At 68.6% G+C, this 23124-nt stretch carries 24 protein-coding genes; 12 read left to right on the forward strand and 12 right to left on the reverse strand.

Translation table 11 applies throughout. The features are described 5' to 3' along the window. The first annotated feature begins 174 nt into the window (after positions 1 to 174). From KV697_RS12510 to holA, 4 genes are read left to right on the forward strand one after another with little or no spacing between them, the layout of a single operon-like run. Positions 175 to 609 (forward strand): DUF3576 domain-containing protein, encoded by a 435-nt coding sequence (locus tag KV697_RS12510; RefSeq protein WP_056439008.1) that lies wholly within the window; start codon positions 175 to 177, stop codon positions 607 to 609. A gap of 12 nt (positions 610 to 621) precedes the next feature. Continuing rightward, positions 622 to 3123 carry a leucine--tRNA ligase gene (leuS, locus tag KV697_RS12515; protein ID WP_219018470.1) on the forward strand — a complete coding sequence of 834 codons (2502 nt, stop codon included), beginning with the start codon at positions 622 to 624 and terminating at the stop codon, positions 3121 to 3123. Further along, positions 3120 to 3647 (forward strand): LPS assembly lipoprotein LptE, encoded by a 528-nt coding sequence (lptE, locus tag KV697_RS12520; protein WP_219018471.1) that lies wholly within the window; start codon positions 3120 to 3122, stop codon positions 3645 to 3647. The genes leuS and lptE overlap by 4 nt, the downstream gene beginning before the upstream one ends. Positions 3648 to 3660: 13 nt before the next feature. Then, the gene (holA, locus tag KV697_RS12525) at positions 3661 to 4680 is read left to right on the forward strand and encodes a DNA polymerase III subunit delta (RefSeq protein WP_219018472.1); all 1020 of its coding nucleotides are present in this window, start codon (positions 3661 to 3663) and stop codon (positions 4678 to 4680) included. Between the two features lie 146 nt (positions 4681 to 4826). Here holA and ribA read toward each other — a convergent pair whose 3' ends face one another. From ribA to KV697_RS12565, 8 genes are all read right to left on the reverse strand, one after another. Continuing rightward, on the reverse strand, positions 4827 to 5876 hold the full coding sequence (gene ribA, locus KV697_RS12530) for a GTP cyclohydrolase II (RefSeq protein WP_219018473.1): 1050 nt from the start codon (positions 5874 to 5876) through the stop codon (positions 4827 to 4829). Beyond that, positions 5873 to 6655 (reverse strand): exodeoxyribonuclease III, encoded by a 783-nt coding sequence (locus KV697_RS12535; protein WP_219018474.1) that lies wholly within the window; start codon positions 6653 to 6655, stop codon positions 5873 to 5875. The genes ribA and KV697_RS12535 overlap by 4 nt, the downstream gene beginning before the upstream one ends. A 376-nt stretch (positions 6656 to 7031) precedes the next feature. After that, on the reverse strand, positions 7032 to 7664 hold the full coding sequence (locus KV697_RS12540; RefSeq protein WP_374011361.1) for a LolA family protein: 633 nt from the start codon (positions 7662 to 7664) through the stop codon (positions 7032 to 7034). Between the two features lie 67 nt (positions 7665 to 7731). Continuing rightward, positions 7732 to 9132: a carbohydrate porin gene (locus tag KV697_RS12545; RefSeq protein ID WP_219018475.1), complete on the reverse strand. Its 1401-nt coding sequence runs from the start codon at positions 9130 to 9132 to the stop codon at positions 7732 to 7734. A gap of 107 nt (positions 9133 to 9239) precedes the next feature. Next, a complete protein-coding gene (locus KV697_RS12550; RefSeq protein ID WP_219018476.1) occupies positions 9240 to 9863 on the reverse strand; it encodes a MarC family protein in 624 nt (207 codons plus the stop codon). A gap of 4 nt (positions 9864 to 9867) precedes the next feature. Continuing rightward, positions 9868 to 10746 carry a bifunctional methylenetetrahydrofolate dehydrogenase/methenyltetrahydrofolate cyclohydrolase FolD gene (folD, locus tag KV697_RS12555; protein ID WP_219018477.1) on the reverse strand — a complete coding sequence of 293 codons (879 nt, stop codon included), beginning with the start codon at positions 10744 to 10746 and terminating at the stop codon, positions 9868 to 9870. Continuing rightward, entirely contained in the window at positions 10743 to 11045 is a 303-nt protein-coding gene (locus tag KV697_RS12560; protein ID WP_219018478.1) for a DUF167 domain-containing protein, read from the reverse strand. The genes folD and KV697_RS12560 overlap by 4 nt, the downstream gene beginning before the upstream one ends. Further along, the gene (locus KV697_RS12565) at positions 11045 to 11356 is read right to left on the reverse strand and encodes a YggT family protein (RefSeq protein ID WP_056438920.1); all 312 of its coding nucleotides are present in this window, start codon (positions 11354 to 11356) and stop codon (positions 11045 to 11047) included. The genes KV697_RS12560 and KV697_RS12565 overlap by 1 nt, the downstream gene beginning before the upstream one ends. 119 nt (positions 11357 to 11475) lie before the next feature. On the opposite strand from KV697_RS12565, the gene KV697_RS12570 reads away from it, so the two are divergent. Then, entirely contained in the window at positions 11476 to 13320 is a 1845-nt protein-coding gene (locus KV697_RS12570) for an AsmA family protein (RefSeq protein ID WP_219018479.1), read from the forward strand. 144 nt (positions 13321 to 13464) lie between these two features. Here the strand turns inward: KV697_RS12570 and KV697_RS12575 are convergent, their stop codons facing one another. Then, a complete protein-coding gene (locus tag KV697_RS12575) occupies positions 13465 to 14442 on the reverse strand; it encodes an NAD(P)H-dependent glycerol-3-phosphate dehydrogenase (protein ID WP_219018480.1) in 978 nt (325 codons plus the stop codon). Then, complete coding sequence (gene tsaD / locus KV697_RS12580) at positions 14439 to 15464, reverse strand: tRNA (adenosine(37)-N6)-threonylcarbamoyltransferase complex transferase subunit TsaD (protein WP_219018481.1); 1026 nt, start codon at positions 15462 to 15464, stop codon at positions 14439 to 14441. The genes KV697_RS12575 and tsaD overlap by 4 nt, the downstream gene beginning before the upstream one ends. A gap of 65 nt (positions 15465 to 15529) precedes the next feature. Between tsaD and hemC the strand changes: the two genes are divergently transcribed. From hemC to KV697_RS12610, 6 genes are all read left to right on the forward strand, one after another. Beyond that, a complete protein-coding gene (gene hemC, locus KV697_RS12585; protein ID WP_219018482.1) occupies positions 15530 to 16441 on the forward strand; it encodes a hydroxymethylbilane synthase in 912 nt (303 codons plus the stop codon). Positions 16442 to 16446: 5 nt separating this feature from the next. Next, a complete protein-coding gene (locus tag KV697_RS12590) occupies positions 16447 to 17130 on the forward strand; it encodes a uroporphyrinogen-III synthase (RefSeq protein WP_219018483.1) in 684 nt (227 codons plus the stop codon). Then, the gene (locus KV697_RS12595; protein ID WP_219018484.1) at positions 17127 to 18065 is read left to right on the forward strand and encodes a hypothetical protein; all 939 of its coding nucleotides are present in this window, start codon (positions 17127 to 17129) and stop codon (positions 18063 to 18065) included. Before KV697_RS12590 ends, KV697_RS12595 begins: the two co-directional genes overlap by 4 nt. Before the next feature lie 104 nt (positions 18066 to 18169). Beyond that, on the forward strand, positions 18170 to 19771 hold the full coding sequence (locus KV697_RS12600; RefSeq protein ID WP_219018485.1) for an ATP-binding protein: 1602 nt from the start codon (positions 18170 to 18172) through the stop codon (positions 19769 to 19771). Then, positions 19771 to 20385 (forward strand): response regulator transcription factor, encoded by a 615-nt coding sequence (locus tag KV697_RS12605; protein WP_219018486.1) that lies wholly within the window; start codon positions 19771 to 19773, stop codon positions 20383 to 20385. The genes KV697_RS12600 and KV697_RS12605 overlap by 1 nt, the downstream gene beginning before the upstream one ends. A 102-nt stretch (positions 20386 to 20487) precedes the next feature. Beyond that, positions 20488 to 21222: a hypothetical protein gene (locus tag KV697_RS12610; RefSeq protein WP_219021386.1), complete on the forward strand. Its 735-nt coding sequence runs from the start codon at positions 20488 to 20490 to the stop codon at positions 21220 to 21222. A gap of 73 nt (positions 21223 to 21295) precedes the next feature. Here the strand turns inward: KV697_RS12610 and KV697_RS12615 are convergent, their stop codons facing one another. Next, positions 21296 to 21718: a VOC family protein gene (locus KV697_RS12615; RefSeq protein WP_219018487.1), complete on the reverse strand. Its 423-nt coding sequence runs from the start codon at positions 21716 to 21718 to the stop codon at positions 21296 to 21298. Between the two features lie 42 nt (positions 21719 to 21760). Here KV697_RS12615 and KV697_RS12620 point away from each other — a divergent pair, with 42 nt between their 5' ends. Beyond that, positions 21761 to 22243 (forward strand): GNAT family N-acetyltransferase, encoded by a 483-nt coding sequence (locus KV697_RS12620; RefSeq protein WP_219021387.1) that lies wholly within the window; start codon positions 21761 to 21763, stop codon positions 22241 to 22243. Here KV697_RS12620 and KV697_RS12625 read toward each other — a convergent pair whose 3' ends face one another. Beyond that, positions 22244 to 22993 carry an SDR family NAD(P)-dependent oxidoreductase gene (locus KV697_RS12625; RefSeq protein WP_219018488.1) on the reverse strand — a complete coding sequence of 250 codons (750 nt, stop codon included), beginning with the start codon at positions 22991 to 22993 and terminating at the stop codon, positions 22244 to 22246. It lies immediately after the preceding gene. Positions 22994 to 23124: the final 131 nt, after the last annotated feature.

Raw genomic sequence — 23124 nt, forward strand, 5'->3', positions numbered from 1 at the left:
TGGAATCGGGCGGGAGCGATCCCATTGTTACGCAGGCAATCGCGAATCTTGTCGGAGTGTTGCGCAACTTCCACAGATTCGGTCGCACGCCCGATGATGTCCCGACGCTTGCCGGGGTGTCGGCACCCCTGTAGAGGCGATAGGCAACCCTTATTGCCAGTCAGGATAATGCCGATGCTTCGCCGTTCCGCCACCGCGTTCGCGGTAATCGCCGCTTTGTCGCTCGGCGCCTGTGCCGGCAAGAAGGAACGCCCGCAGGGCGATCTGGCCGCGTCGAAGATCACCACGATCGGCGTCAATTCCTATCTGTGGCGTGCCAGCCTCGATACGCTGAGCTTCATGCCGTTGGCCGAGACCGACTCCAATGGCGGCGTCATCGTCACCGACTGGTACGTCAACCCGCAGGTCCCGACCGAGCGGATGAAGGTCACCGTCACCATCCTCGACCAGGATCTGCGCGCCGATGCACTGCGCGTCACCGCCCTGCGCGAAGTCAATCGCGGCGGCCAGTGGGTGGAGGCGCCAGTGCAGGCGGCGACCATCCAGAAGCTGGAAGACATCATCCTCACCAAGGCGCGCGACCTGCGCCGCGCCTCGATCACGAAGTAAAAGACCACCCGAATGGCCTCGCGTTACAATGCCCTGAAATCGGATTCGACCTGGCAGCGGATCTGGGAAGAACGGCGCACATTCGCCGCCGACGACCACAGCCCCAAGCCCCGGTCCTATGTCCTTGAGATGTTTCCCTATCCGTCGGGGCGCATCCATATGGGGCATGTCCGCAACTATACGATGGGCGACGTGCTGGCGCGCTATCGCCGGATGATCGGGCATGAGGTGCTCCACCCGATGGGCTGGGACGCGTTCGGCATGCCCGCCGAGAATGCCGCGATGGAAAAGGGCGTCCATCCGGGCGGCTGGACCCGCGACAATATCGCGACGATGAAGGCGCAGCTGAAGCGGCTGGGCTTCGCGCTCGACTGGACGCGCGAGATCGCGACCTGCGAGCCCGATTATTACGGGCATGAGCAGGCGCTGTTCCTCGACCTGTACGCAGGCGGGCTGGTGTACCGGAAGGAATCGGCGGTCAACTGGGACCCGGTCGACATGACCGTGCTGGCCAATGAACAGGTGATCGACGGGCGTGGCTGGCGCTCGGGCGCGCTGGTCGAGAAGCGCAAGCTGAACCAGTGGTTCCTGAAGATCACCGACTTCGCCGACGAGCTGCTGGAGGGTCTGACGACGCTGGAGCATTGGCCCGACAAGGTGAAGCTGATGCAGGAGAACTGGATCGGTCGCAGCAAGGGCCTTCAGTTCCGCTTCGCCCCCGTGGCGCCCTTCGCGACGCCGATCGAGGTCTATTCGACCCGTCCCGACACCATCTTCGGGGCGAGCTTCGTCGCGATCGCGGCGGATCACCCGATCGCGCGCGAACTGGCCGAGTCGAATCCCGACGCTGCCGCCTTCATCGAACGCTGCAAGGCGGGCGGCACGACCGCGGCCGAACTGGAAACCCAGGAAAAGCTGGGCTTCGACACCGGTTATCGGATGCAGCATCCGATGGATTCGGGCATGACCCTGCCGGTCTATATCGCGAACTTCGTGCTGATGGATTACGGCACCGGCGCCGTCATGGGCGTGCCCGCGCATGACCAGCGCGACCTGGACTTCGCGCGGAAGTACGGCTTGAGCGTCACGCGCGTCGTCGCCGATGGCGATGTCACCGCGCCGGTGTTTGAGGGCGACACCGCCTTTACCGGCACCGGGCATCTGGTGAACTCCGGTCCGCTCGACGGAATGGATGTCGAGGCCGCCAAGGCCGCCGTCATCGCCCGCGCCGAGAGCGAGGGCTGGGGGCAGGGCCAGATCGTGTACCGCCTGCGCGACTGGGGCGTCAGCCGCCAGCGTTACTGGGGCACGCCGATCCCGATCATCCATTGCGATGATTGCGGCGCGGTACCGGTCCCCAAGGACCAGCTGCCGGTGACTCTGCCCGAGGACGTGACCTTCGACGTCCCCGGCAATCCGCTCGATCGCCATGCGACGTGGAAGCATGTCGACTGCCCGACCTGCGGCAAGCCCGCCCGACGCGAGACCGACACGCTCGACACCTTCGTCGATTCGTCCTGGTATTTCATCCGCTTCGCCAGCCAGCCCAAGGATCGTCCGTTCGATCCCGAGGTGGTGAAGCAGTGGCTGCCCGTCGGCCAATATATCGGCGGTGTCGAACACGCGATCCTGCACCTGCTCTATGCCCGCTTCTGGACGCGTGCGCTCAAGCATATCGGCCTGATCGACGTGGCGGAGCCCTTTGCTGGCCTGTTCACGCAGGGCATGGTCACGCACGAGAGCTACAAGTCTTCGGAAGGCCGCTGGCTCGCACCCGGCGAGATTCGCGACGGCATCGAGATCGCGACCGGTCAGCCGATCACCGTCGGCCGCGTCGAGAAGATGTCCAAGTCCAAGAAGAACACCGTCGATCCCGAGCCCATCGTGGATCAGTACGGCGCGGATGCGGTGCGCTGGTTCATGCTGTCCGACAGCCCGCCCGAGCGCGACCTGCCCTGGTCGGAATCGGGCATCGAGGGGTCGTGGCGCTTCGTCCAGCGCTTGTGGCGTCTATTCGACGGGTCGGAAGCGGCCGAGGGTGAGGACAAGGCGCTTTCTCGCAAGCTGCACCAGACTATCGCTGGCGTCGCGGCAGATATCGAAGCACTGGCCTTCAACAAGGCGGTCGCCAAGCTGTACGAACTCGTCAACGCCATCGAAAAGGCCAAGCCGTCGGCGGCCCGCAACGACGCGATCCGCACCACCATGCTGCTGGTCGCACCGATGGTCCCGCACATGGCCGAGGAAGCCTGGGCGGGCATGGGTCAGGAGGGCCTGATCGCCGATGCCGCCTGGCCGGCGGTCGACCAAAGCCTGCTGGTCGAAGACGAAGTCACCGTCGCGGTACAGGTCAACGGCAAGCTGCGCGACACGCTGACCGTCGCCAAGGGGCTGCCCAAGGATCAGTTGGAGGCGACCGCGCTGGCGTCCGAGAAGATCGTCCGCGCGCTCGACGGCGCGACCCCGAAGAAGGTGATCGTGGTGCCCGACCGTCTGGTGAACATCGTCGCATGAGCCGCACTCTTCCCCTGATCGCTGCCGGTCTGGCGCTGACGCTGGGTCTGTCGGGCTGTGGGCTGCATCCGCTTTATGCGGGCGGCGGCTCGGGTCCGGTCGCGAATGCCCTGTCGCAGATCGAGGTCGCGCCGATTCAGGGGAAGGCGGGCTGGCTGATGGCCAATGCGCTGAACGACCGGCTGGGCGGTAAGACGGGCACAGCGCGCTATCGGCTCGACGTGAAGCTGGACGACCAGATTCGCGGGCTCGGCGTGCGGCGCGACGACTCGGTGGTGCGTGAACGCCGTATCCTGCGCGCGCGCTATCAGCTGGTCGACCAGACGAGCAACGCGGTGCTGGTCGATTCCACTGCCGGATCGGATGCCGGGATCGACGTGGTCCGCTCCGAATATGCGACCATCGCGGCGGAAAACACCGCTTTGGAGCGGCTGTCGGTCATTGTCGCGGACGAGATCGTCGCGCGGCTGGCCACCTATGCCCGGTCGCGGCCCGGCGAGGCGATGGTACCCGCCCGCCCGTGAAAGCGCATCGGTCGTGAAGGCTAACGCCAACCAGATCCGACAGGCGCTGGGGCGTCCCTCCGCCGATATCCGCCTCTACCTGCTCCATGGCCCCGACGAGGCGGGGGCGGGCGAACTGGCGCGGATCCTCGCCAAGGCGATGGGGCAGGATGCCGAGCGGATCGACCTGGATTCGGCGACGCTCAAAAGCGATCCGGCCCGCCTGACCGACGAAGCGGCAGCCATGTCGCTATTCGGCGGCCCGCGCCATATCCGTATCGCCAGCGTCGGCGAGGAGGGGCTGGCGGCGTTCACCGCGCTGCTGGAAGCCGATTCGGCGGGCAATCCGGTCGTCGCCATCGCCCCCACGGTCAAGACGACCGCCAAGATCGTGAAACTGGCGCTCGACTCGCCGCGCGCGATGGCGTTCGGTTGCTATGCGCCCACCGCCGCCGATGCGGAGCGACTGGCGACGACGATCGGCGGCGAGATGGGCTTGCGGCTGGCGGCGGGCGTGCCGACGCGACTGGTCGAAGCGGCGGCCGCCGACCGGTCGGTGATGATGCGCGAGTTGGAGAAGCTGGCGCTTTATCTCGATGCCGCGCCCGATCGCCCGCGCGAGGTCGATCACGCCGCGATGGATGCGATCGGCGCCGATCTGGGCGAGGTCGAGATGGGCGATGCGGTCGAGGCGGTGGTCGAGGGCCGCGTGGGCGATCTGGGCGGCGAACTGGCGCTGCTTGATGAGGGCGGGGCCTCGCCCATTCCCTGGTTGCGTGCGCTGGCCCGGCGGCTGGTGGCGCTGGCCGAGATGCGCGCCGATGTCGATGCGGGTGAGCCGGTCGACGCGGTGATGAAGCGCCACCGCGTCTTCTTCCGCGACGAAGCGAAGACCGCCCGTGCGCTGCGCCGCTGGACCCCCGCCATGCTGGCCCGCGCGATGGCGCGTATCCGTGCGGCCGAACGCGCGGTGATGGCGCCCGGCAATGCCGGATCGGTGCTGGCCGAGGCGGAGGCGACGATCATCGCCCAGGGGATCGCGCGGCGGGGGTAACGCCCAATTCCTCCCCTGTAAGGGGAGGGGGACTAGCGAAGCTGGTGGAGGGGTGTCACCGCTTGCGACAACAGCCTGCTCTCGCCGACGGTGACACCCCTCCGTCAGGCCTTCGGCCTGCCACCTCCCCTTACAGGGGAGGAAGGTTAAAGTTGGTGCCCCGTCCGATCGCGCTTGGTCGCGAGATAGCGTTCGTTATGCGGATTGGGCGGCAGGCTGTGCGCGACCCGTTCGATCACCTGCACACCCGCCGCGTTCAGCCCCGCCACTTTGGCCGGGTTGTTGGTCAGCAGCCGCACCTTGTCCTGCCCCATCAGGGTCAGCATCCGCGCCGCCACGCCGAAGTCGCGCGCGTCGATGGCGAAGCCCAGCCGGGTATTGGCGTCGACCGTATCGAAGCCCTGATCCTGAAGCTGATAGGCGCGCAGCTTGTTGACCAGGCCGATCCCGCGCCCCTCCTGCCGCAGATAGAGCAATATGCCCCAGCCCGATGAGGCAATGGCATGGATCGCGGCATGAAGCTGCGGCCCGCAATCGCATTTCAGGCTGCCGAGCACATCGCCGGTCAGGCACTCGCTGTGCAGCCGGACCAGCGGCGGCTGGCCGTTGGGCTGACCGATCAGCAGCGCGACATGCTCGCCCGCCGCATGGGGCGAGCGGAAGGCGACGATCTCGGCCTCCTCCGCCCCCGCCACGGGCAGGCGCGCGCGGGTGGCGATGGCGAGCGCCTCGGCATCCTCATGCGCGGCGATGTCGGCGAGCGAAATCTCCGCTTCGACACCGATACCGCCGACGAAGAAGGCGGGCAGCATCCCGGCAATCCGCGCGAACCGGATCGCCGCTGCCGCAACCGCCGGGTCGGGTAGGGGGAGGGCGCGGAACGGTCCTTTCAAAGGCGTAGCGAGGTCGAATTGTGGATCGGCCAGCGCCGTCGCGGCGGCGAAGTCGACCCAGGGCGCACGCTCGACCAGCACGGCGGCGTCGGGATCGGCGGCCTCCAACTGGTTGGTCAGCTTCAACGTCGCGGCGCGCCCCGCCGAGATCAGGACGGGCGCCTGGCCCTCCGGATCGAAGGCGGCAAGGCGCAGCGGATCGGCCGTCTCGACCGCCAGCAGCGGCTGGCCCGCGATCGCGATCGGCCAGCCCCGGCGTAGCGCATCGATCGCGCGGGCCGCCGCTTTGGGATCGGCGCTCAAAAATCGAATTCCGTCATGATCGGGATATGGTCGGAGGGCTTCAGCCAGCTGCGGCACCCCTCGAACACCTGATGCGACACCGCCTTGTCGGCCACGTCGCGCGTCGCCCACATATGGTCGAGCCGCCGCCCGCGATCCGACGCCGCCCAGTCCTTCGCGCGGTAGCTCCACCAGGTATAGAGCCGCTGCGGCGCGGGAATGAAGTGGCGGCCCAGATCGACCCAGTCGTTCGACGCCTGCAACCTCGCCAGCGTCTCCACCTCGATCGGCGTATGGCTGACCACGTCGAGCAGCTGCTTATGGCTCCACACGTCCGATTCGAGCGGCGCGATGTTAAAGTCGCCGGTCAGGATCGTCGGACAGTCGAGCTGGCCCGACCATTCGATCATGCGGCCGAGAAAATCAAGCTTCTGGCCGAATTTCGGGTTCACCTCACGGTCGGGTACGTCGCCGCCCGCCGGGATATAGACATTCTCCAGCCGCACGCCGTTCGGCAGACGGATACCGACATGCCGCGCCTCGGCATTGGCCTGCCAGTCGAGCCGGTCGTCCTCGGTGATCGGCACCTTCGCCACGATCGCGACGCCGTGGTGCATGCGCTGGCCATGGATGATGATGTGGTCGTAGCCGAGCGACCGGAAGAGATCGAAGGGGAAGTCGTCATCGACGACCTTCGTCTCCTGCAGGCACAGCACATCGGGCGCGGCTTCCTTCAGGAATTGCTCGACGATCGCGGCGCGGAAACGCACCGAATTGATGTTCCAGGAGGCGATTTTCACGATGGCCGATGTAGCGGGGGCAGGGGGGTGAGACAAGATTACCTGCTCCGCATTCCTCCCCTGTAAGGGGAGGGGGACCATGCGCAGCATGGTGGAGGGGTGTCCCCAATTGTTAGGGAAGGTTGTCCATCCAGCGGGGACACCCCTCCGTCAGGCCTTCGGCCTGCCACCTCCCCTTGCAGGGAGGAATAAGTTCGAAAACGGAAAGGCCCCCGCTCCGGGGGCATGGAGCGAGGGCCGACCTAGCGTTCGTCACGCAGGCGGGATGAGGGTGCTCGTCCGAGCAACAGGGGGGAATCTCGAAGGCCCCTCAGCCGCAACGCCTTGATAGGGCAGCGAACCTGTCGCCCGGATGAATGAAACGGTCCGCCAGCGTTCAGTTACGCGCCGCCGTCCTCCGGGGATCGTTGAATCGGAACGCCTTGTCGTCCACCGGCACGCCGAAACGCTGGTTGGACAGGCGAATCGTCGTGCGGTTGTTCTGGCTGTCGAGCGCGACCCAGCCCTGCATCATCAGTCCGCCCGGCGCGGCGGCATCGCGGGCGAAGACCAGGGTGATCTTGCCATATTCGGGATGCTTGGGATCGTTCGCCTCGACCGAGAGCAGGCGCGGGTCGGCGCTGGGCACGACCTTGGCATAACGGCCGATATCGCGGCTGGGATCGAGCAGTACGCCCAGCGGCGAGTTCTTGATCGGCCAGCGCTGCACCTGCTTGACCGAATAATCGATGAAGGTCAGCGCGCCGCCATCGGCGACGATCAACAGGGGGACGCCCTTTTCATATTGGAACCGGATCTTGCCCGGCTTCTTCATGGTCAGCGTGCCGGTCAGCACCTTGCCCGCCCGGTCGGTCTGGGAGAAGTCGGCGGTCATCGTCTGCACCGATTGCAGGTGACGCTGCACCGCCGCCAGATCGCCATTGGCCTGCGCCAGGGCGGGCACGGGGGCGGCGACCATCGCCATGGCGGTCGGCGCCAGCAGGGCGGACGCCATCATCGAACGGATCATCAAATCACTCCTTTGGGCACGCCTGTCCTTGCGCGCCGCCTATTGAACGGGCCGTGAATCAGGGGCGTTACAGGGTGAAGGCGGCCTTCAGCCCCAATATGGTGACGTCATCCGCCTGCGCATAGCCGCCGGGATGGTGGACTAACTGGACGTTGGGCCGCATCTCCAGCCACTCCGCCGGGTGGATGCTGTAATAGACTTCGGCGGCATATTCGGAGCCCTGTACGGCGGGCCGGGTGGGATCGAGCCGCTGTCCGTCCGCGACGCGCCCGTTCACATGGGTCCGCGCCACGCCGAATCCCAGCACGTCGCCCGGCACGGCGGGGACCAGCCCCTTGTAGAACAGGCCCGCCGCGACCTGATTGTCGGTCACGCTGGTCGCGTGATCCGCCTGGGTCGCGTTGAGGAAGACGCTGAGGCCGTTTTCCGCCTTGCCGTCCTTGGTCTCGCCGGTCAGCTGCTGCTGGATGTTGACGTACACGCCGTAGCGGCTGCTGCGTTCCAGCGGAGCCAGGCCGGTGATCGCCACGGGTCTGCGGTTCACGTCGAGGAACACGTCCGGCGCATCGGCCGTCGCGATCCAGCCGCCCAGCTTGTACGACCCGATCCGCCCGGCACTGGCATTGCGGATCCAGCCGATTTCGGCGGGGACCAGCACGCCGGTCGCGCCCTTAAAATGGCCGATGAAGAAATCATTGTCGAGGTTGCGCGGATTGATCTCATAGACCGCGCCCTGGACATACAGGTCGTCGCGCGGTTCGTAGCGCAGCCGGGCGCCCCATTGGCTGACCGGCCAATTCTGCCAATAGTCGCCGACCAGATTGCCCGGCTGCGCGCCGCAAAAGCTCAAGTTCATGAAGTGGCAGGAGAAGATCGCGAAATCCTCGCCCGGATTGGTGCGACCCAGCTTCAGCTCGAACCGCTCGCCGATCCGCTGTTCGTACCAGAATTGCGTCAGGCGCAGCGTCTGGCCACGACCATAGACCTCCTGCACCTGTTGCAGCGTGCCGAGATTCGCATCGTCGCTGAGGTTACGGCCCCGGCGATAGGTGAGGGTGGCCTGAAACGCCCCGCCCTTCAGCCCCATCACCTTTTCCAGATCAAACAGCGCGCCCGCGTCGAACTGGCCCGTCTCGCGGAACAGCGTCTTGCGGCCGCCGGTGACGTTGGCGGCGCTTTCCGAGGCGTAACGCGCGGTGACGGTGATGCCGCGTTCGTTCAGGCGGGAGCGGACGTCGTGCCAGTCGCCGATGATCCCCGGCGGCGGCGTGCGGCGCGTGTCGGCGGTGATCGCCGAGGGCGCACTGTCGGAGGGGCGGACCGGGCGGCGGCGGGTCGGCGTGCGTTGTGTATCCCCGGTGGCGGCATCAGGGGTGACACGGGCGGCGGTCGGCACGGGATCGGTGGTCTGCTGAGGCGCCAGCGGGGCCGCCATCAGCAGTGGCGTCCAGATCATCGTCGTCAGCATTGCCCCTGTTTCCCGAACCTTATCGTTGCGCGAGCCAAACGATCGGATGGGCAAAAGGTGCCGTAAACGTCAATCCGCGTTCCTCCCCCGCGGGTGGAGGAACAAAATCACTTCAAACTGGCGGTCACCCCGTCGATCACGAACTGCACAGCCAGCGCCGCCAGCAACACGCCCAGCACGCGGGTGATCACCGCCTCGATCTTGGCGCCGAGCAGTCGCATCAGCGGACCCGCCGCCAGCAGCGCAACCAGCGTCAGCAGCAGGATCGTCACCATCGCCGCCAGCACGACGATCGATGCCTCCAGCCCCGAATTGCGGCTCATCAGCAGCATGACGGTCGCGATCGAGCCCGGCCCGGCGATCATCGGCATCGCCATGGGGAAGATCGACACATCCTCCGCCTCGTGCGGATCGTCGGCGACCTTGGCCGCGCGGTCCTCACGCCGCTGGGTGCGCTTTTCGAACACCATCTCCAGCGCGATCAGGAACAGCATGATGCCGCCCGCGATGCGGAACGCCGCCATTTCGATGCCCAGGCCATGCAGCAGCGCCTCGCCGAACAGCGCGAAGACGAACAGGATGACCGAGGCGACCATGACCGCGCGGATCGCCATCGCCCGGCGATGCTGCGGCGTCGCCCCCGCCGAGAGGCCCGCATAAATGGGGGCGCAACCCGGCGGATCGATCACCACGAAGAAGGTGATCAGCGAGGAGATATAGAGTTCGAGCACGGCCTTACAGCGCCGTCTGGTCGATCGCGATGCCTTCGCGACGCCCCGCCGAAACCAGCGTGTTGCGCAGCAGGACCGCGATCGTCATCGGCCCTACGCCGCCCGGCACCGGGGTGATCGCGCCCGCACGCTGCGCCGCCGTGTCATATTCGACATCGCCGACCAGCCCCGTCTCGGTGCGATTGATGCCGACATCGATGACGCTGGCGCCGGGCTTGATCCATTCGCCCTTGACCAGGCTGGGCACGCCGACCGCCGCCACGACGATATCGGCGCGACCGACCACCTCGGCGAGATTACGCGTGCGGCTGTGCGCCACCGTCACCGTGCAGCTTTCGCCGAGCAGCAGCTGCGCCATCGGCTTGCCGACGATGTTGGAGCGACCGACGACCACCGCGTCCATGCCCGACAGGCTGGGGTGGATGCTCTTGAGCAGCATCAGGCAGCCCAGCGGGGTGCAGGGCACGAAGCCCTCGCTACCCGTCGCCAGCCGCCCGGCGTTGACCGGGTGGAAGCCGTCGACATCCTTGTCGGGGTCGATCGCCTGGATCACCGCCTGTGCGTCGATCTGGCCCGGCAGCGGCAGCTGGACAAGGATGCCGTCGACGGTCGGGTCCTGGTTGAGCTGTTCGACGAGCGCCAGCAGCGTCGCCTGGTCGGTGTCGACGGGCAGGCGATGCTCGATACTCTCCATGCCGGCCTCGCGCGTTGCCTTGCCCTTGGAGCGGACATAGACGCTGGAGGCGGGGTCCTCGCCGACCAGCACGACCGCCAGGCCGGGCGCGCGGCCTGCCTGCTCGCGGAACGTGGCTACCTGGGTGGCGATGCGGGTGCGGAGGCCGGCGGCGAACGCCTTGCCGTCGATGATCGTGGCGCTGGTCATGACGCACTGCCATAAAGCGCCTGCGCGATGCGCGCCAGTATGTGCGGGTCACCCGCGACGTGCAGTCGCTTCAATCGCGCGGTTTCGCCTGCGATGATCGTCACCGCGCGCTTGGGCACCCCGAAATGCTTGGCGACCAGCGGGATGAGTGCCGCATTGGCTGCGCCGTCGACCGGCGGGGCCGACAGGCGGGCGGCGAAATGTTCCTCCGTCCCGGCGCTCAGCGCATCGCGACCGCCGCGCGGCGTGACCCGGACGGCGATCCGTATCCCGTCATCGCAACAACCCCAGGCGGGCATCAGCCGACGACGACCGCGCCCCCGTACATCGCATTGGCGATCGCGGTATCCAGGATCTTGCCCAGGATGATGACCGCGAGCAGCACGACCATCGGCGACAGGTCGAGCGCGCCGAAATCGGGCAGGATGCGCCGGATCGGGCGATAGAGCGGATCGGTCATCTTCTGCAGCGCGTACCAGACCGACCGAATGAAGTCGTTCGAGGTGTTGATGACGTTGAACGCGATCAGCCAGGACAGGATCGCCTGCACGATGATGATCCACCAGACGACGTTGAGCAGTATCTGAAGAATCTGAAGGATGAGGACCAACGCCGGAAGCTCCTTTGCAATTCGGCCATATCTAGGGCGCGGGAGCCTCTGGGGCAACAATCGTGCGGGGCGATCCTGACGCAGGCGGAACGAAGGCTCCGGTCGCGCGTCCCATCGTCATGACACAGGATAGGGGATGGCCGCGCTGGACGCGGGGCGTGGTGGCGCTGCTGATCGGGTTGCCCCTGCTTTTCCTGCTGATCCTGGCAGTGTTTCCCTGGGGGCTCCTGCGCGACGCGGTGTGCCGCGCGGCGACCGAGCGGTTCGGGCGGCCAGTGACGATCGGCTCGGTCCACCGGGTCGACACGATCGGCTTTCATCCCACCATCGCGGTCGAGGACCTGAAGATCCCGCAGGCCGGTTGGGCGGGCCAGGGCGATTTCGCGCGAGTGGCAAAAGCGGAAATCCGCTTCTCGGTCTGGCCGTTGCTGCGCGGGGCGTTCGTGCCCGAGGATATTCGCGTGTCCGGGCTGCGGTTGGCGATGGTCCGCGACAAGCAGGGCCGCACCAACTGGTCACGCCCCGGCGCGCCGGAAGAGGGCGGCAGCGCGACTGATCTGCAGGGGCTGACCGTCACCGACGGCGTCGTGAGCTATCGCGACGCCAAAGAGGATCGGCAGGCGGTGCTGAACGTCGCCGCTGACCCGGATCACGGTGTCCGGGCCGAGGGTGAGGGCAGGGTGCGCGGTGCGCCCGTCCGCATCGCCTTTATCGGCGCGGCGGTGAAGCCCGGCCGTTGGCCCTTCACCGCCGATATCACCGGCGAGCAGCTGGTGATGAAGGCGGTCGGCACGATGGACCGACCGCTCGACACCGATGCGATGACGCTGGACCTGACGGCGAAGGCCGACGACCTGAAGCGGATCGATGCGGTGATCGAGGCGGGGCTGTTCCAGACCCGGCCGGTCCAGCTGACCGCGCATGTCCGCCACGAACGCCCGCGCTGGACCATCACCGACCTGAAGGGGCGGATCGGCCGTTCCGACCTGACCGGGCGGCTGACCGTCGACAAGAAAGAAGGCCGCACGCGGCTGGACGGCGAGGTGACGGCGGGACAGCTCGATTTCGACGATCTGTCCTCCGCGCAAGGCCGCGCCGAGGCCGCCGCGCTCGAACGCCGGATCGGACCGCGACTGGTGCCCAATACGCGGATCGATATCGGCAAGATCGACACGACCGACGGCACCATCCGCTTCGAGGTCGGCCGGGTGGTCAGCGCACAAGGTCCCTCGCCGATCACCGGGCTGGCCGGGCGGATGACGATGGACCGTCAGTTGCTGACCATCGGCGACATCCGCATGGCGTTGCGCGAAGGCGTGGTGACGGGCCAGGCGGTGATCGACCAGCGGAACGGCGCGAAGGTGCCGAAACTGTCGGTCGACCTGCGGCTGCGCGGGGCGAGCGTGTTGTCGCTCTCGGGCGAGACGCGGATCACCGGCCATGTCGGCGCGCGCGCCAAGCTGGCGGGCGTGGGCGAGACGGTGCGCGCGGCGATCGGGCGCGCGCATGGGCGAATCGGGCTGGTCGTCGCCAACGGGACCTTGCCCGATCGCTATGCGACGGCGCTGGGCTTCGACGCGGGCGCGGCGTTCATGGGTGACAGCGGCAAGGCGACCCTGCGCTGTCTGGTGCTGGGGGTGGACATGACGAACGGCACCGGCCGCGCCGATCCGCTGATCGTCGACACCTCGCGCAGTCGGTTGGACGGAACGGGGACGGTCCACTTTCCCGACGAGCGGCTGGCGCTGCGACTGACCGGCGCGCCGAAGCAAGGCGCGACGCTGAGGCTCGCGGGCGCGGCCACGGTAACGGGCACGCTGGAAAAGCCCGACCTCGTGATCCCCAAGGAGGTGAAGTCGGTCGGCAATATCTTCAAGTCGATCGGCCGCGCGATCACCGGCGATACCGGGCCGAAGGCGCAGAATGCGGCCTGCGGGGCGCTGGCGCGGCAGGTGTTGCGGTAATTCTCCCCTACCTCCGTTCAGCCTGAGCGAAGTCGAAGGCCAAGGGAATCCAGTGGCCAAGCGTCCCTCTTGGCAAAGGTCATGGCGTGGCCTTCGACTACGCTCAGGCGGAACGGAGCGGGGGAGAGAAGGGGGGAGTAGGGGTCAGTTACCCTCGGACTTGAGCGGGCGGGCCAGCAACGCCCCGATAACCTCGCCGACCGCGGCCCCCTCCAGCAACCGGCACACCGCCTCGCATACCGGCATGTCCACACCGGCCTCCACCGCCGCCTGACGCAGGACCGGCGCGGTGAACGCCCCTTCCGCCACCGTCCGCCGATCGGCCAGCAGCTCGGCGGCGGACCGCCCCTGCCCCAGCCCGACACCCAGCGAGAAATTGCGCGAGGCGGTCGACGAGCAGGTCAGCACCAGATCGCCCAGCCCCGACAGGCCCGCCAGCGTCTCCGCCCGGCCGCCGCGCGCCAGACCGAACCGCGTCATCTCGGCAAAGCCGCGTGCGATCAGCGCGGCGCGGGCATTCTGGCCCAGACCCGCGCCCTCGACCACGCCGCAGCCGATGGCGAGGACATTCTTGATCGCGCCGCCGATCTCCGCGCCGGTCACGTCGTCGGTGGCATAGGGCCGGAAATGCGGCGCCGCGAGGCGCGCGGACAGGGCCTTGCGCAACTCCGGTTCCTCGCACGCCAGCGTCACCGCCGTCGGCAGCCCCGCTGCCACCTCATGCGCGAAGGTCGGGCCGGACAGCACCGCGATCGGCGCGTCGGGGTGGATCGCCCGCGCCACCTCGCCGACCAGCCGCCGGGTGCCCGACTCGATCCCCTTGGAACATAGGACCAGCGGCTTGGGCCCCACCGGCATCGTCGCCAACACTGCCCCCACCGCCTGCGCGGGCGTGACGACCAGCAGCGCATCCATCCCGGCCATGGCGGCCGGGTCGCTGACCGCCTCGATGCTCGGCGACAATGCGATGTTCGGCAGGTAGAGCGGGTTGGCGTGCGTCGCGTTGATCGCCTCGGCCACCGCCGGATCGCGCGCCCAGAGCCGCACCGGCCGGTTGCCATGCGCCGCGACCTGCGCCAGCGCGGTGCCCCAGGCGCCCGCGCCGATCACCCCGATCCTCATGCCTTCACCCCCGCGCCGCGCACCGCTTCCGCCGCCGGATCGAGCGGCCAGCGCGCCCGTGCGGGCGTGTCGAGCGGATCGGTCAGCCCTTCGCGGAACCGCTCCACGCCCGCCCAGGCGATCATCGCGGCATTGTCGGTGCACAGCCAGAGCGGCGGCGCGACGAAGCGCAGGCTATGCTCGGCGGCGAGCGCCTCCAGCGCCACCCGGATCACGCCATTGGCCGCGACCCCACCCGCGACGACCAGAGCGGTGACGGGCGGCACATTGGCCAGCGCACGGCGGGTGCGATCGAGCAGGCAGTCGACCACCGCCTGCTGAAAGGAGGCGGCAATGTCCTCGGGCGAATGATGCCCGATCGCACGCGCTACCGCACTCTTCAGTCCGGCAAAGGAGAAATGCGGCTCGGCCGCCCCCTTTAACGGCCGGGGCAGCGGCACCGCATGGGGATCGCCCTCCCGCGCCGTCGCCTCGACGCGCGGACCGCCGGGATAGCCAAGCCCCAGCAGCTTGGCGGTCTTGTCGAACGCCTCGCCCGCCGCATCGTCGATGGTCGTGGCCATACGCCGATACCGCCCGACTCCCTCGACCAGCAGCAGCTGGCAATGCCCACCGGAGACGAGCAGCAGCAGGTACGGATAGGCCAGTTCGCGATCCGACAGGCGCGGCGACAGGGCATGGCCCTCCAGATGGTTGACCGCGATCAGCGGCTTGCCCGCCGCATGGGCCAGCGCCTTGCCGGTCACGAGGCCCACCATCACCCCGCCGATCAGCCCCGGCCCCGCCGTCGCCGCGATCGCATCGACATCGGCCAGCGTCACCCCCGCATCGGCAAAGGCGGCGGCGACCAGCGGCTCCATCGCCTCGACATGGGCGCGCGCCGCGATTTCGGGGACGACGCCGCCGAAGGGGGCATGCGCGGCCTCCTGCCCGAGCAGCCGGTGCGCCAGCACACGGCCGTCATCGGTGACAAGCGCGGCGGCGGTCTCGTCGCACGAGGATTCCAGTCCCAGGATCAGCATGACTTCCCCATACCCGTCCGTTGCCAACTTGTCGAAGGGGGGCTTGATGCGGCAAAGGCAGACGCATGGTTCGTTTCCGGCTCGGTACGCGCGGTTCGCCGCTGGCCCTCACCCAGGCGCATATGGTGCGTTCGGCACTGGCGGCGGCGCAGGGGTGGAGCGAGGACGCGGTTCAGATCGTGCCGATCAAGACCACCGGCGACCGGGTGCAGGACCGCGCGCTGGCTGAGATCGGCGGCAAGGCGCTGTGGACCAAGGAGCTGGACCGCGCGCTGTACGACCGCGAGATCGACGCCTCGGTCCATTCGATGAAGGATGTCGAGACGATCCGCCCCGACTGGCTGCGCATCGCCGCGATGCTGCCGCGTGCCGATGTCCGCGACCGGCTGATCGGCGCGGAGACCATTGCCGAGTTGCGGCCCGGCGCGGTGATCGGCACCAGCAGCCCGCGCCGCCGCGCGCAGATGCTGTCGCACCGGCCCGACCTGACCATCACGCTGCTGCGCGGCAATGTCGACACGCGCCTGGCCGCCGTCGCGAACGGCGAGGTCGACGCGACGCTGCTCGCCGCCGCCGGGCTGGACCGACTCGGGCGCGAGGTCGGCCATGCGGTGCCGACCGACCAGATGCTGCCCGCCCCCGCGCAAGGGGCGGTCGGGATCGAGACGCGCGCCGACGATGCCGCCGCGACCATGTTGATCGCCTCGATCGACCATGCCGAGACCCATGCCTGCGTCATGGCCGAGCGGTCGCTGCTCGCGGCACTCGCCGCCGATTGCCACAGCCCGGTCGCCGCGCTCGCCTCGCTGGCGGGCGAGATGCTGACCCTGCGCGCCGAATTGCTGGCCGAGGACGGATCGTCGCGGGTCAGCGGCTGGGTCGAGGGGGCGTTGGATGAAGACCTCGGGCCACGGCTGGCGGTCGATCTTCTCGAACGCGCCGCGCCTGAGGTGCGCCGCCTGTTCGCCGGGGGCTGACCGGCATGGCGGTTGTCGTCGTCCGGCCCGAGCCCGGCCACGCCGCGACGATCGCCGCTCTGCAAGAAGTGGGGTTGGAGGCGCGGTCGCTGCCGCTGTTCTCGGCGCGCGCGGTCGATTGGACGCCGCCCGAACCCGACACGGTCGACGCGTTGCTCTTCACCAGCGCGCAAGGCGTGCGGCTGGCCGGATCGGCACTCGATCCGATCCGTCACAAGCCCGTGATCGCGGTCGGCCCCGCGACCGCCGCCGCCGCGCGGGAGGCGGGGCTGGCGGTTGCGCTGACCGGCGCCGCCGACGCCGCCACGGTCGTCGCGCAAGCCCAAGCGCAAGGATATGAGCGGCTGCTCCATCTGGCGGGGCGCGATCGGGTGGAGACGGGGGCGATGGCCCGCATCGTCTATGCCGCCGATCCCGTGGCCGTTGCGCCGGACGCGGTCGCTGCGCTGGCGGGGCAGATCGTCCTCATCCACTCGGCACGGGCCGCCGCGCGGCTGGCCGAACTGGTCGATCGGGCGGCCTTGCCCCGCGCCGCCGTCGCGCTGGTCGCGATCAGCGCCAATGCGGCGACGGCGGCAGGGTCGGACTGGCGGACCGTCGCCATTGCCGAGGCACCGCGCGACGATGCCATGGTCGCCGCCGCGCAGGCGTTGACCCGAGCCGCCGCCACGGGGATAAGCGGGGTATGAACAATTTCGCGCCTTCCGACCGACCGCCGACGCGCGGCCCCCGAAAGGGCGCGACCGTCGCGCTGGTCCTGATCGCCTTTGTCGCGGGGCTGCTGCTGATGGCCTATGCGATGCGCAACCTGTCCTGGTTCGACGCGACCGGCACCGCGCCCCAGGCCGTCACCGCCAAGCCCGGCGGCACCATCGGGACGCCCAAGGAAGCCACCCGCACCGATCCGATGGCGCTCGCCACGCGCGAGGCGCAACTGGCCGCGCAACTCGCCGCGCTGGAGACGCGCGCCGCGACGCTGGCCACCGACGCGACGGCGGCGGGCGCGCAGGCGGGCCGCGCCGAATCGATCCTGGTCGCCGCCGCCGCACGCCGCGCGGTCGATCGCGGCCAGCCACTCGGCTATCTGGAGGAGCAGCTCCGCACCCGCTTCGGCACCAGCGAGCCGCGCGCCGTCGCCGTGCTGATCGTCACCGCCCGCCAGCCGGTCACGCTGGAGACGCTGCGCCAGGGACTCGACACGCTGGCCCCCGATTTGGTGGTCGATGGCAGCAATGGCTGGTGGGAAGGGCTGCGGCAGGAGATCGGCCGCCTGATCGTCATTCGGGAGGCCAGCGCGCCCTCTACCAACCCCAGCGAGCGGCTGGCGCGGGTCCGTCGCCTGCTCGATGGCGGTCAGGTGGATGCCGCACGGGCCGAGGTGGCGCGCCTGCCCGGTGCCGCCGCCGCGCAAGCCTGGCAACAGGCCGCGCTTCGCTATGTCCGCGCGCGCCAGGCGCTCGACCTGATCGAGAATGCCGCGCTCGTCACCCCGCCTGCGGCCCCGCCCGCCCCCATCGTGACGACCCCGGTGCCGGGCACCCCGCCCGCCGACGGACCTGAGGCCACGACCGCCCAGGCCACGCCGCACAACAGCCCCGCGCCCGCCGCCGCGCCGACCATCTGAATCGCTGTCCATCCGGGAAATTCCCGGATGCCGTTCCGCGCTGACGCGGTACAGGGATTATCGTGATGACGGCGTCGTTTAGCCCTTCCCTATCGGCCCGACCGATGGTCCCCGTGGCAGTGGTGCGGTTCGACCCGCGCGTCTTTCTGCCCCGTCGGCCGGACTGGCTGGCGCTGGCGCTTTATGCGGTAGGGTTCGCCGCCATGCATCGGCTGGCCGCCTATTGGGGCGGCAGCGGCTTTTATTCGCTCTGGTTTCCGGCGGCCGGGCTGCGGCTGGCACTGCTCTGGCGGCGGGGCGCGCGGCTGACCCCGGCGATCGCGCTGGTCGAGATCGCGGTCGACGTCACCCTGACCCCGGCGGTGCTGGCGGGGATGCCCTGGACGGTCGCCATCTGGGGCATTGCGCGCCCGGTGCTGGCCTACGGCGCGACGATCGCCGCGATCGGCTGGCTGGCGGAGCGGCGGGGGGCTGCGCTGCTGACCGCGCCGATGCCGCTGGGGCTGGCGCTGGTGCTCGCCCCGCTGGCCGCCGCACTGAGCGCGGTGCCGCAGGCGTTGACCAGTCCCGAGCTGACCGGTGTGTCGAACCCGCGCGAAGTGGTCGTGTCGCTCGCCGCCTTTGCGGTCGGCGATCTTCTGGGCACCTTGTTCATCGCGCCGCCGCTGTTGTGGATCGCCGATGCGGTGTCGGGCCGGGCGCACTGGCGCTGGCCGCTGCCCTCTCTGCTCGCCGGGCTGGAGACGGCGGGGGTGCTGGTGCTCGGCCTGGGGCTGGCCGAGCTGCTTGATCGGGCGGGGTTGGGGATGCAGCCCGCGCCGGTGCTGGTCGCGGTGGCGTGGATCGGGTTGCGCTTCGGACGCGCCGCCGCCTGGGGTGCGCTGCTGGTCGTGGTGTTGCGCGTCCTGCCCGACACGGCGGGCGCGATGGACACGCCCGAGCGGTTGCAGCGGCATCTGGCGCTCGCGACCATCGTCGTCACCGGCTATCTGGCGGGCAGCTTCGCCGATGCGCAGGCGACCGCGCGCGCCATGCTGGAGCGGCGCGACCGGCTGCTCTTCCAGGCCGAACGGCTCAAGACGCTGCGCGCCATGTCGGTGGCGGTGATCCATGAGGTCAGCCAGCCGCTGTCCACCCTGGCGATCGAGGCGCGTCACCTGCATCAGCTGACCGCCGGGCGCGGCGACGAGATTGCGGACGGCGCAGCGCTGATCGATCGCAAGGCGGAGCATCTGGCGACGCTGATCCGCCGCCTGCGCCGGTTCGGCGGCCATGCCGAGGGCGCGCCGCAGCCGCTGACGCTGACCGCGCTGATCGACATGGTGGCGACGCTGGCCGAGCCGGAGGCGCGCGAGGCGGGGGTCGCCATGACCATCGCGCCGGTCGATCCCGGCTGGCAGGTGATGGCGCAGGAGGTCGAACTGGCGCAGGCGGTGATGAACCTGGTCCGCAACGCCGTACAGGCGGTGCAGGGCGATGCCGCGCCCGGCGGCGTCCTGCTGGACGTCACCGCCGACGAGACGCAGGTCGTCATCCATGTCGCCAATCGCGCCCCCGCCCGCCCGGTCGCGCGCGATGGCATGGGGATCGGCACCCATGTCGCGCGCGCCATCGTCGAGGCGCATGGCGGCACCCTGACCCGCATCCGCCGCGAGGACGGCATGGTCCATGCCGCGCTGTCGCTTCCCCTGATCGAGTCGCGTTGATGCCCGTTCGCTCGCTTGCCCCCATCGCATCCGGCACCGAATCGCCCGCCATCGTCCATGTGCTGGACGACGATGCCGATCTGGGCGCGGCGGTGGCGCGGATGCTGGCGCGGCAGGGCTTCGCCGCCCACGCCTTCGACGATCCCGTCGCGTTGCTCGCCGCCTATCCCGGCCGAACCGCCCATGCCGTCGTCACCGATGTGATGATGGGCGAATGGCATGGTTTCGACTTTGCCGAACGGCTGCGTGCGCTCGATCCGCATGTCGCGATCCTGTTCATGACCGCCTGGCCCAGCGCCGCCCATGCGGTCGATTCGGTCCGCCTGCATGGCGGGGTCGATTATCTCGACAAGCCGATCGACGAGGCGCGGCTCTGCGCCTCGCTGCGCGAGGGCGTCGCTTGGTCGATGGAGCGGCGTGCGGCGGCGTACCGGCTGGGCGACCTGTCGCCGCGCGAACGGCAGGTGTTCGACCTGATGGTGCAGGGTCATGGCAACAAGGCGATGGCGGGATTGCTCGGCCTGTCGCCCAAGACGATCGAGGATCACCGTGCCGCCGTCTTCCTGAAAACGCGGACGCAAAGCGTGGCGCAGCTGATCGCGCTGTCCCGCTGACGCCTCCGCCTTGCGGTGAAGCGAGGAGCCGGGCGTCGGGGGCAAGCGTTGACGGGCATGGATATTGTCGGAGGCCTTGCCGTGATTCGTCCCGCCCCCCGCATGACCCGCTGGCTGGCGGGCGCGCTGTTCCTGCCGCTGGCCGCCTGTGGGGGCGGTGGCGAGCCGGATCGCAACATGGTGACGGCCGCGCCCTCCCCGACCTCCCAGCCGGTCCGCAGCAACCTTCCCGCGCCGATCAAGACCGGCGGCCAGAGTAAGCCCGCATCCATCCTGTCCTGCTCGGCGGAACGCGGGCAGGCGGCGGCGGAAAAGCTGGTGAAGATCTGCACCTCGGTTTCGCCTGCGACCCATCCGCCGTGCAACGCCGTCAACAGCTGCGCGATCATCGAGGACGAGATCGCCCGGTCCTGCGCGCTGATGGGCGACGATGCGACCGGGACACCGGGCTGCTCGGTCGATCCCAAAAGCGACGCCGCGGCGGCCGATGTGGTCCGCCGCTATTATTCGGCGATCAACGCGCACGACTATGGCACCGCCTGGATCCAGTGGGGCAATAACGGCCGCCCCGGCCAGCGCTTCGCCGATTTCCAGAAGGGCTTTGCCCAGACCCGCGCGACCAACGTGACGATCGGCGCGATGCCGCCCAGCGAAGGCGCGGCGGGGTCGGTCTATGCCACCGTCCCGGTGACGGTCGACGCGCAACTTGACGACGGGCGGCGGCAACGCTTCGTCGGGCAATATGTGGTGCGACGGGTCAATGACGTACCGGGCGCGAGTGCCGAGCAGCTGCGGTGGCACATCGATTCGGCGACGCTGAAGCCCGCCGGGGCCTGAACGTCTCCCTGCGTTCAGCGTGACACAAGTCGGGTTCCGTGGCCTCAATCGGCAGACGTCTCCACGCCAGCCATTACCCCTGTCCCTCTTCGAGGACTCTCACGCCTTTCTCGGGGTGATCCCGATAATGGCGCAGTCGCGATTCGAGCGTCCCGATATGAATTTCGAGCTTGTGACCGTCTGGATCGAGGAAATAGGTCGAGGCGCCCTCGCTGCGATCCTCCTGCCAGATCACGCAAAATCGTTTCAGGCGATCACTGAGCGCGGGATAATCAGCATCGGACACGCTGAACGCGATATGGGTATAATCCGGATGCGGCGCAGTGCGAGCATGTTCGTCCCGGGAAAGGCAGAGCCACAGCGCGCCTGCCTCCAAATACGCTCCATCCCCCCATAATGCGCGTACCGAACATCCCAGTATGTCCCGATAAAAGAGTATGGACCGCTCCAAATCGGTGACGGCGAACGTTATATGATTGACACCTGTGACGCCCATTGCGCTCGTTCCTTGTCGATGATCCCAGCCTATAGTTTCGCCATGCCCATCCGCCCCGCCCTTCCCCAGGACCATGCCGCCATCACCGCGATCCTCATGCCGGTGATCCGGGCGGGCGAGACCTATGCGCTCGACCCGGCGATGACGCCGGAGGCGGCGCTGGCCTATTGGTTCGGCGATGGCAAAAGGGTCTTCGTGTTCGAGGAGGAGGGCGTCATCCTCGGCACCTTGTATCTGCGCGCCAATCAGGCGGGTGGCGGGGATCATGTGGCAAATGCCGGGTACATGACCAGCCCCGCCGCGCGCGGGCGTGGCGTCGCGCGGGCGATGGCGCTGCATTCCTTCGACGAAGCCCGTGGACTGGGTTTCGCCGCGATGCAGTTCAACTTCGTGGTCGCCAGCAACGAGGCCGCCGTGCATCTGTGGACGGCGCTGGGCTTCGCCACGGTCGGACGGGTACCGGGGGCGTTCCGGCACCCGCGTCTGGGGCCGGTCGATGCGCTGGTGATGCACCGACCGCTCTGATTATCCGGCTCTGGCGACCTGGAAGCCCGCAAAGGACTGGCTGACCGGCATCAGCTCCAGCCGGTTGATGTTGAGGTGCGGCGGCAGTTCGGCGACCCAGAGCAGCGTCGCGGCGATATCCTCCGCCGTCATCGGGTCGGAACCGGCATAGAGCGCATCCGATGCCGCCTGGTCGCCGCCGGTGCGGATGGTGGTGAATTCGGTCTCGACCATGCCTGGCTCGATCGAGGTGACGCGCACCCCCTTGCCGTGCAGGTCGGCGCGCAGGTTCAGCGAGAATTGCTTCACGAACGCCTTGGTCCCGCCATAGACGTTGCCGCCGGTATAGGGATAGTTCGCCGCCACCGAGGACAGGTTGATGATCCCCCCGCGCCGCGCGATCAGGCGCGGCAGCAGCCGGTGGGTGATGGTGATGAGGCCGTCGATATTGGTCGCGATCATCGTGCGCCACTGGGCCAGATCGCTGTCCTGCGCGGGCTTGGTGCCCAGCGCGAGGCCGGCATTGTTGATGAGCAGGTCGATCTCGGCGAATTCCGGCGGCAGGCCGTTCAGCGCGGCGTCGAGCGCGTCCTCGTCGGTGATGTCGAAGGCGAGCGGATGGAAGGCCGCGCCCAGTTCGTCGGCCAGCGCCTGGAGCCGGTCGGCACGGCGCCCCGTCCCGATCACCCGCCATCCGGCCGCGACAAAGGCGCGCGCGGTGCCCGCACCGATTCCGGCGGTCGCGCCCGTCACCAGGACAGTCTTCGTCATCCGTCTATCTCCTCTGAAACGGTTCGCGATGCTGGTATCCGGCGGGGCCGAAGATGGCAAAGCGTGCGGGATGCATAAGGCCGCGAGACTTGCCCCTGTTCCCGCCCCTCATCCAAGTATAGGAAATACAG

Source organism: Sphingomonas sanguinis (assembly GCF_019297835.1).
Lineage (GTDB): Bacteria > Pseudomonadota > Alphaproteobacteria > Sphingomonadales > Sphingomonadaceae > Sphingomonas > Sphingomonas sanguinis_D.

Coding starts and splice junctions, on each gene's coding strand:
- KV697_RS12510 (WP_056439008.1), top strand. CDS start 175: ATGCTTCGCCGTTCCGCCACCGCGTTCGCGGTAATCGCCGCTTTGTCG.
- leuS (WP_219018470.1), top strand. CDS start 622: ATGGCCTCGCGTTACAATGCCCTGAAATCGGATTCGACCTGGCAGCGG.
- lptE (WP_219018471.1), top strand. CDS start 3,120: ATGAGCCGCACTCTTCCCCTGATCGCTGCCGGTCTGGCGCTGACGCTG.
- KV697_RS12540 (WP_374011361.1), bottom strand. CDS start 7,664: ATGATCCGTTCGATGATGGCGTCCGCCCTGCTGGCGCCGACCGCCATG.
- KV697_RS12545 (WP_219018475.1), bottom strand. CDS start 9,132: ATGCTGACGACGATGATCTGGACGCCACTGCTGATGGCGGCCCCGCTG.
- folD (WP_219018477.1), bottom strand. CDS start 10,746: ATGACCAGCGCCACGATCATCGACGGCAAGGCGTTCGCCGCCGGCCTC.
- KV697_RS12560 (WP_219018478.1), bottom strand. CDS start 11,045: ATGCCCGCCTGGGGTTGTTGCGATGACGGGATACGGATCGCCGTCCGG.
- KV697_RS12570 (WP_219018479.1), top strand. CDS start 11,476: ATGACACAGGATAGGGGATGGCCGCGCTGGACGCGGGGCGTGGTGGCG.
- KV697_RS12575 (WP_219018480.1), bottom strand. CDS start 14,442: ATGAGGATCGGGGTGATCGGCGCGGGCGCCTGGGGCACCGCGCTGGCG.
- tsaD (WP_219018481.1), bottom strand. CDS start 15,464: ATGCTGATCCTGGGACTGGAATCCTCGTGCGACGAGACCGCCGCCGCG.
- hemC (WP_219018482.1), top strand. CDS start 15,530: ATGGTTCGTTTCCGGCTCGGTACGCGCGGTTCGCCGCTGGCCCTCACC.
- KV697_RS12590 (WP_219018483.1), top strand. CDS start 16,447: ATGGCGGTTGTCGTCGTCCGGCCCGAGCCCGGCCACGCCGCGACGATC.
- KV697_RS12595 (WP_219018484.1), top strand. CDS start 17,127: ATGAACAATTTCGCGCCTTCCGACCGACCGCCGACGCGCGGCCCCCGA.
- KV697_RS12600 (WP_219018485.1), top strand. CDS start 18,170: ATGGTCCCCGTGGCAGTGGTGCGGTTCGACCCGCGCGTCTTTCTGCCC.
- KV697_RS12605 (WP_219018486.1), top strand. CDS start 19,771: ATGCCCGTTCGCTCGCTTGCCCCCATCGCATCCGGCACCGAATCGCCC.
- KV697_RS12610 (WP_219021386.1), top strand. CDS start 20,488: ATGACCCGCTGGCTGGCGGGCGCGCTGTTCCTGCCGCTGGCCGCCTGT.
- KV697_RS12615 (WP_219018487.1), bottom strand. CDS start 21,718: ATGGGCGTCACAGGTGTCAATCATATAACGTTCGCCGTCACCGATTTG.
- KV697_RS12620 (WP_219021387.1), top strand. CDS start 21,761: ATGCCCATCCGCCCCGCCCTTCCCCAGGACCATGCCGCCATCACCGCG.
- KV697_RS12625 (WP_219018488.1), bottom strand. CDS start 22,993: ATGACGAAGACTGTCCTGGTGACGGGCGCGACCGCCGGAATCGGTGCG.